Annotated in this window: 1 protein-coding gene; it reads right to left on the reverse strand. The window is 77.8% G+C overall.

Annotated elements, in window-relative coordinates; all coding sequences use genetic code 11:
* Positions 1-397 precede the first annotated feature (397 nt).
* The coding region (locus tag GT045_RS25600) for a tetratricopeptide repeat protein (protein WP_161335596.1) at positions 398-1,978 on the reverse strand (1,581 nt) is incomplete at its 5' end.

Genomic DNA, 1,978 nt, shown 5'->3' on the forward strand with positions numbered 1-1,978 from the left:
CGACCTCTGGGTTATGAGCCCAGCGAGCTACCGAGCTGCTCCACCCCGCGTCGGTGAACACGACACTACGCGAGCCTGCTGCCCGGATGCAAATCACTCGGGCGCGGGGTGGCGGGCGTCACCATGAAGCCGCGCCGTGCGGTCGGACGGGCCGGACGCGCGGGACGGAACCGGCCGTACCGCCACCCCGGACCGCACGGCCCCGTGCCACACCGCCCGCACGACCCACACCGCGCACGGTCCCGCGCCACACCGCCGGCGCCATCCACACCGCACACGGCCCCCGCCACACCGCCGGCGCCATCCACACCGCGCACGATCCCGCGCCGCACCGCCCGCAAGCCCCACACCGCGCACGATCCCGCGCCGTACCCCCCTCGCCGCGCGCGGCCGGCGGTCATGCCGTCAGCTCTTCCCGGAGGGCGTCCCGCAGGCGCCCCGCCCGCTCGGCGACCTCCGCCGGCCCCAGTGCCACGGCCCGGTCGGCCCACTTCTGCCCTTCCGCCAGCTCACCGCGACGCGCGTAGACGAGGGCCAGCCGCAGTGCCGCCCGGCCGTGGCCGGCGTCGGCGGCCCGGGTCCACCACACCGCCGCCTCCGGCTCGCTGCCCTCGCGGGCGAGCAGCAGCCCCAGGTTGAAGGCGCCGTTGCGGGACCCGGCCTCGGCCGCCGTCCGGTACCACCGCGCCGCCTCCACCACGTCACCCCGGGCCGCCGCGAGCATGCCGACCCGCACCTGGGCCCGCCGGTGCCCTTGGGAGGCAGCCCGCTCGTACCACTCCTCGCACTCGGTCTTCTCCTGGACCGTCTCACCCAGCTCGTGCGCGGGCTCCGGCGGCCGGCGCGCGTCGAGCAGGGCGGCCAGCCGGTATGCGCCCTCCGCGCTGCCACCGCCCGCCGCGCAGCGCAGATGGCGTTCGGCCTCCGGCTCGTCGCCCTCGCGCAGCCGGGCGATCCCGACCTGCAGCGCGGCCTCGGCGTGCCCGGCGGCGGCCGCCCGCTCGTACCAGCGCAAGCCCTCCGCCTCCGCCCCGCGGCCGGCGTAGAGGATGCCGAGGTTGAACGCGGCGTCCACGCTGCCCGCCTCGGCGGCCTTGGAGAACCACGGCTCGGCGCCGGTCGTGTCGCCGCCCTGGAGCAGCAGGATGGCCAGCGCGTTCGCGGCCTCCCGGTGCCCGGCGTAGGCGGCCCGCCGGTACCACTGCTCGGCCTGCGCGGTGCGGCCCTGCTCCGCGCAGAGCAGCCCGAGGTTGTAGGCACCGTTGTCGTCGCCCGCGTCCAGCGCGGCCCGGTACCAGCGCTCGGCGGTCTGGGTCTCGCCGCGCTCGGCGTGCAGGGCGCCCAGCGCGTTGGCGGCGTTGCCGTCGCCCTCCTGGGCGGCGCGCAGCCACCACACGGCCGCGCTCTCGGTGTCGCCGGCGTCGCGCAGCAGGAAGCCGAGCGCGCAGGCGGCCTGCGGCTCGCCGTCCTTGGCGGAGGTCAGGTACCAGCGCCCGGCCTCCCGCAGATCCCCGCGCTTCTCCAGGATGGCCCCGAGGTGCAGCGCGGCCCGCTGGTGACCGCGCGCGGCGGCCTGCCGGTACCACTGCTCGGCCTCGGCGACAGCGTTGTCAGGTGCGGTCTCGTCCTCGTGTCCCGTCGTGCGGTCGAGCGCGCGCGCCAGCCGGTAGGCGGCCTCGCGGTGCCCGCGTTCGGCCGCGGCCCGCATCCAGTGCTCGGCACCCACGTCCCCGCGGTGCTCCAGCAGGTCGGCGAGCGCGTAGGCGCCGAGGACGTGGCCCTGCTCGGCGGACTGGCGCAGCCAGTACTCGGCGGCCGGTTCGTCGCCGCGTTCGCGGTGGTGGCGGCCGAGCGCGTGCGCGGCGGCCGCGGAACCGGCCACGGCGGCGATCCGCCACCAGCCGGCCGCCTCCTCGGCGTAGCCGCGCTGGTGCAGCAGGACTCCCAGGTTGTTGGCGGCGGCCCGGTCACCGGCCGC

The organism is Streptomyces sp. SID486 (assembly GCF_009865385.1).
In the GTDB taxonomy this organism is placed as follows: Bacteria; Actinomycetota; Actinomycetes; order Streptomycetales; family Streptomycetaceae; genus Streptomyces.